At 64.0% G+C, this 5494-nt stretch carries 7 protein-coding genes; 1 reads left to right on the top strand and 6 read right to left on the bottom strand.

All coding sequences use genetic code 11. The features are described 5' to 3' along the window. From EOD15_RS27525 to EOD15_RS37010, 6 genes are all read right to left on the bottom strand, one after another. Nucleotides 1-523, bottom strand: a 523-nt coding sequence (locus tag EOD15_RS27525; protein WP_185929093.1) for a signal recognition particle receptor subunit alpha, incomplete at its 3' end; no start/stop codon positions are given. Between the two features lie 277 nt (nt 524-800). Then, a complete protein-coding gene (locus EOD15_RS27520; protein ID WP_127320905.1) occupies nt 801-1757 on the bottom strand; it encodes a type II CAAX endopeptidase family protein in 957 nt (318 codons plus the stop codon). Between the two features lie 171 nt (nt 1758-1928). Beyond that, entirely contained in the window at nt 1929-2528 is a 600-nt protein-coding gene (locus EOD15_RS27515; RefSeq protein ID WP_127320904.1) for a DUF1236 domain-containing protein, read from the bottom strand. Nucleotides 2529-2590: 62 nt separating this feature from the next. Further along, a complete protein-coding gene (locus EOD15_RS27510; RefSeq protein WP_127409021.1) occupies nt 2591-3688 on the bottom strand; it encodes a putative zinc-binding metallopeptidase in 1098 nt (365 codons plus the stop codon). 91 nt (nt 3689-3779) lie between these two features. Continuing rightward, nucleotides 3780-4439, bottom strand: a complete 660-nt coding sequence (locus EOD15_RS37015) for an FAD-dependent oxidoreductase (protein ID WP_245463778.1) — start codon at nt 4437-4439, stop codon at nt 3780-3782. Next, nucleotides 4364-5008, bottom strand: a complete 645-nt coding sequence (locus tag EOD15_RS37010) for an FAD-dependent oxidoreductase (RefSeq protein WP_245463777.1) — start codon at nt 5006-5008, stop codon at nt 4364-4366. The genes EOD15_RS37015 and EOD15_RS37010 overlap by 76 nt, the downstream gene beginning before the upstream one ends. A 141-nt stretch (nt 5009-5149) precedes the next feature. On the opposite strand from EOD15_RS37010, the gene EOD15_RS27500 reads away from it, so the two are divergent. Next, nucleotides 5150-5494, top strand: a 345-nt coding sequence (locus EOD15_RS27500) for a lytic murein transglycosylase (RefSeq protein ID WP_185929092.1), incomplete at its 3' end; no start/stop codon positions are given.

Raw genomic sequence — 5494 nt, 5'->3', positions numbered from 1 at the left:
CGCGGCGGGCGATGTCGACCGGCGACTGGTCGTCGATGATCGGCAGCGTGGCAACCTTGACCTGTTCGCCGAGCTGGCGAAGCTGCTCCTGCGCGGCGGGGCGCCGCGTGTCGAGCGAGGCCATCAGGACCTTCTTGTTCTGACGCTCGGAAAGACGCTTGGCGATCTTGGCCGAAGTGGTCGTCTTGCCGGAACCCTGCAGGCCGACCATCATAATGACGATCGGCGCCGGGGCATTGAGATCGATGGCGACGCCTTCAGCGCCGAGCATCTCGACCAGTTCGTCATGGACGATCTTGACGACCATCTGGCCGGGCTTGATCGACTTGACCACGGCAGCGCCGACGGCCTTCTCGCGCACCTTGTCGGTGAAGGAGCGCACCACTTCCAGCGCCACGTCCGCTTCGAGCAGCGCACGGCGCACCTCGCGCAGCGCCGCCGAGACATCAGCCTCCGACAGCGCGCCGCGGCCGGTCAGGCCGTTCAGGATCGAACCAAGACGTTCCTGTAGCGATTCAAACATTCGTTTTCCTTTTCCCTGGCATCCGGATGATGCCCGAGAGGTAATGCGTTCGCGCCCAGTGTCCAACCAAAAGCCAAAACCAAAAAGCACCCGGGGGCGCTCAGCGCTGCCGGGTGTTGGCCTCCAGGATCGATTTACAGCACTTCACCTCAAAGAGGTTTCGGCGTCCTGGTCGGCTTGCTCGGAGGGATACTCGTCGCGGAATTCGGGGCGTGTAGACAGGAAATCGGACGCGGAGTCAAGACAAGGCCGGATTGCGTCGTTCCCGGGTCTGCAATCACGCCGTGCTCGTCCGGTCCGGAAGCTCGGCGGCGAGCTTGAGCGGCGAACGCGGATGTAGAAGCAGCACGATGGTCACCATGCTGCCGGCGATGCCGATGAAGGCGATGAGAACCGCATCCGACGTCGCCCAGCCCGGCCCTTCGAGCGGCTTGGCGTTGAACAGGGCGAAGGAATTGTAGCTTTCCTGATGCGAGATCAAGAGAAACCCGGTCAGGTTGTTGCCGAGATGAGCACCCAGGGCGGCGCCGAGATTGCCGGTTGCGTAGACGATAAGCGTCAGCAGCAGCGCGAAAGCGGCGATCGACGCCAGCACGCAAGCATTGATGGCTGGCGACGAACTCGCGCTCCAATGCAGCGAGGTGAACAGCAGGGCCGGCGGCAGGGCCCAGACGAACGGGCTCGTGAACCGGTTGGCGAGACCGCGCAGCAGATAGCCGCGAAACAGCACCTCTTCAGAGGATGTCTGCAGCAAAGTGAGCGCGGCGATCGGGATCGCAAACAGCAGCCAGGACGACAGGCCGATCGGGCCACGCGTGATCTGCGGCTGCAGCTGATAGAGCAGGACCTCGGATATGAACGACGTGATCAGCACCGCGATCAGCCCTTTGAGGAAGTCGGGCCATGAAACTCGTCGGCTGTTGCCGAGCAGCGCCGACAGCTTCTCGCCATGCACCCAGCGCATCGCGACCCACAGGCCGATCCAGATGCCGGCGAACGAGACGAGCGCGGCGAGGATGCCGAGGGGCGAAGCGAGGAAACCCTGCATGCCGGAAGGCGGAGCCAGACCCGTCTGCCAGGCGAAGAAGGCATAGGTGCCGCCGACCAGCACGGCCACGGTGGTTGCTGCCCAAAAAAGGACGACGATGCCCGTTCCGAGGAACAGGCGCGGCAAGGTCGTCCTGGCGTTCGGCGAATGCCTGTAACGCTCGAAGGCGGACGGATCGATGGTCACGCGGGCTCCCTTGCCAAAGTCATCGCCTATTTGACTAACCGATGGCCGGGAAAATCGGAATGGTTTTCCGCAAAGGACTAGGCCAAGCAAGTCGGCGCAGGAGAGCGCCGCGCGGCGGCGCCGCCTGCTGGCGGCCGCTGCTGTCGCAGCGGCCGCTTGTGCCGATTGTCGTCAGCGAACGACGTACATGATGCGCCGGGTCTGCGGATCGATCAGCGCCCGCTGGCCGTTCACATAGACATAGCGGTAATTGTAGTCCGGAATCTCGCGTAGCTCGACGGTGTCGGGCAGGGTCGCGCCGGTCACCACTTCGCCTTCGAGATAGATGGGATCGAGGCGATGCGTGTCGACATAGGTGCGGATTTCAGCCGGAGGCGGCGGGAAGTCATCCACGACCGGATCGCTGGCGATGATCGCGCCGGTATAGTCGGTCGAGTAGTTGCCGATGTCCTCCGGCGGCGAGACGACAGCAACGCTGGAGCGCCGTTCCGTCAGCACCACGCGGCTGCCGCCGATATCGGCCGTGACATAGTCGGAATAGACCCAGCCCTGGCCGCCGGCCTCGGCTATGGTGCACCATTTGCTGTTTTCGATGCAGCCATTGAGCGTTGCCGACTGGCCGGCGGCGAGCACGCCGATCACAGGATATTGCGGGCCGGGTCCGGCGCGCACGTTAAGATCGGTGACGGCTGAGACGGCGGTATCGGCAAACGCGGCGCCCGACATCACGGTCAGCATTCCGGCTACCGCCGGAAACAACAGGGATTTCATGGTTTCTCTCCGTTTTCAGGTCCCTCGGCAGCCAAAACGGGGCAGCAGCTTATGCGTTCCCGCTAAAACGCCTGCGCCAACTCACGATTTGTTCCCGCTTCTTTCGGCAAATCGGTCAGAAGTTCGTGAACGAATTCCAATTTGCGCGCCGTGACGTCCGAAATCACAAAGGGATAGAGGTCGGGCAGGCCCATGCAGCGGTTGATCGAATTGGAGGCTTCAGACAGCACCAGCCAGCGGGCAAGGATCTTTTCGAAAGGCTCCGGCGCGGTCGCCGGCTCCGAGGGTGCGGCCTGCAAGCCGCCGCCGGTGTCGCCGCGCGGCAAGTCGTTGGCCTCCACCGTCTCCAGCCGGCCGAGCGGAAAGTTGAGCGCGTGCACCATTTCCAGCGTGTCGGTGATGTGCAGGTGGTGAGCCCAGGTCTCGGCCCAGTCCTCCCAAGGATGCGAGGTCGCATAGGCCGAGATGTGGTCTTGCTGCCAGTCGGGCGGCGCACCATCGGCATAATAGGCCTTCAGCGCATGTTCGTAATCGGCGCGGTCGTCGCCGAACAGTGCGCGGAAAGCTTCGAGCCTGTGCGGATCGTCGCGGATCAGGCGGTCCCAGTAATAGTGCCCGAGCTCATGACGGAAATGGCCGAGCAAGGTGCGGTAGTTCTCGCCCATCTCGACGCGCCGCTTCTCGCGCTCGGCCGAATCCGCCTCAGCGACGTTGAGCGTGATCAGGCCATTGTCGTGGCCGGTGAGGATCCGCTCGCCGCCGGGGCCGCCGCCGATCGGATCGGCGAGGAAGTCGAACGCCAGGCCGATCTCGTCGGCGGGGTTCTCCTTGGGCGCCACCGGCAGTCCGAAGGCCAGCAGCGAATAGATGGCGCGCTTCTTCGCCGCTTCGACGCGAATCCAGCGGCGGCGGTTGCCGTCGACGGAGAGATCCGGGATCAGCTGGTTCAGCACGCAGGCGCGGCAAAAAGCGTGACCCGGTTCCGCCATCCAGTTGCAGGCGCATTCATCGGCGTTGGTGCACTGGAAGACGCCGTCGACGCCCGCCAGCGCGAAACAGGCGTGCTCGGGATCGTAGAGCACGGGGTTCCCGCAGTTCAGGCACTGGGCGTTCTCGAAATAGATACGATGGCCGCAATGCGGGCAGTCGAAGAGTTTCATGTCGGTCTCAATTCACCGGAGGTGACATAAATGTTCACGGCGGCCCGTGCCCAACGCGAACAGCCGCGCGGTGTTCCACATTTTCCTGAAGCTATTTGGCCGCAAGCTGGGCGACAACCTGTCTTGCCACCGCCTCGCCCGACAGCCGTGCGCCGCCGCAGGTCTGCATCAGAGGACCGGCCAGGTGCTCGCCGGCGAAGAAAATCTTATCGGCCACCGGCTGCATGAGTGCGGCGCGCGCCAGTGAACGGCCGGGGCGGGCCGCGGCATATGCGCCGCGCACGAAGCGCTCGCCGCCCCAATTGGTCATCATGGCGCGTCCGACATGCTTGCGCGTATCGCCGCCGAAGATGCCACACAGCCGGTCGACGACGAAGTCGATGCCGGCCGCCTCGCCGGCCGCCGACATTTCCCAGGCGAAATCGCCGCCGACGAAGCCGACCATCAAGTCAAGGTCGAACGGGAAGCAGAGGAAGTAGATGTCGTGCCTGGCCATCCGTTCGATCAGCAGGTCGTCGAAGGGCTGCAGCCCGAGCCTGGTGCCCGATATTTCGACCGGCAATTTGGTCAGCATGCCCATCGGCAGGTCGAAGAAGGCGCCGAAATGCGTGTCGGGCAGGGCCGGCGAGAACGCGATCTCCTCGAAGGCGAGCACCGCCGGCGAAGCGGTCACGATCACCGCTTTGGCGCGGACGGTGCCGCGATCGGTGACGCAGGCGACGCCGGGCACGTCCCACAGGATCTTGCGCACCGGCGTCGACAGTTCGACCGGCACGCCGGCGCCGAAACGCGCCACCAGCGCGCCAAGGACGGGTCGAGATCGGCCGCGGCCTGGAAGTCCAGGATCGAGATTTCGTCCTCGTCGGCACCGAAATCCATCGGCCCGGCGAAGGTGGCGGCGGCGCGCGGCGCATGGCCTTTTGCCAAAAGCGCCGAAAGACGATCGTCATCTCCGTCCTTCACTTCATGCCTGGCCAGCAGTTCGAACAGCTTTGCGTCGGCGGCCTTCATGTCGGCTTCTTCCGCTTCGCTCGCCTTGCGCTCGCGGTAGTAGAGATGATCGACGTTCATGTCGTGATGATGCAACGTCCAGCCTGCCGCCTGGGCTTCGGGAAAATAGGGATTGCGGTCGGCGGCATGCAGCCAGGCGCAGCCGATGTCGAAAGGCACGCCGAAATGCTGGTCGCTGGTCCAGGCTCGCCCGCCGATTCGGTCCATCGCTTCGAGCAGCGTGAAGGAAAGCCCCGCGGCCTGCAGGGTTCTGGCGGCGGCAAGACCCGCCGAGCCGGCACCGATGATGACGACATCAACGTCTTGCATGCAGCCCCCTTGCCACAATAATCACTTGATCCTAGGCAAATTCCACGGCATTCGCCAGCATTGCAGCGGTGACAGTGACAAGTGCGCGTTTCGCTGGCAAGTTCGCAATTGGGACGTGATTCAGGCAACCAGGAGAACAACATGGCAATTCTTGCCAAGGGAAAGATGTTTGCAGCGGCCGTGGTGGCGGTGCTTGCGCTGGCGACGGGCGCACAGGCAGCGGCCAGCTGCGGCAAGACCGGCGCCGGCTTCGAGGCCTGGAAGCAGGATTTTGCCGCGCAGGCCAGGTCGGAAGGTGTAGGCGCCAAGGGGCTGGCCGCTCTGGCCGGGGCAAACTACGCAACTAAGACGATCTCCGTCGACCGCGGCATTCACAAGGCTTTCAGCGGCTCGGTGGACGATTTCATGCGGCGGCGCGGCGGCGCGGCGATTATTTCCAAGGGCCGGTCGCTGAAAAAGTCGAATGCGGCGCTGTTCGCCAAGATC

Source organism: Mesorhizobium sp. M7A.T.Ca.US.000.02.2.1, assembly GCF_003996995.1.
In the GTDB taxonomy this organism is placed as follows: Bacteria; Pseudomonadota; Alphaproteobacteria; order Rhizobiales; family Rhizobiaceae; genus Mesorhizobium.
The sequence above is the reverse complement of the archived record's forward strand: the minus strand, read 5'-3'. Positions and strand labels throughout refer to the sequence as shown.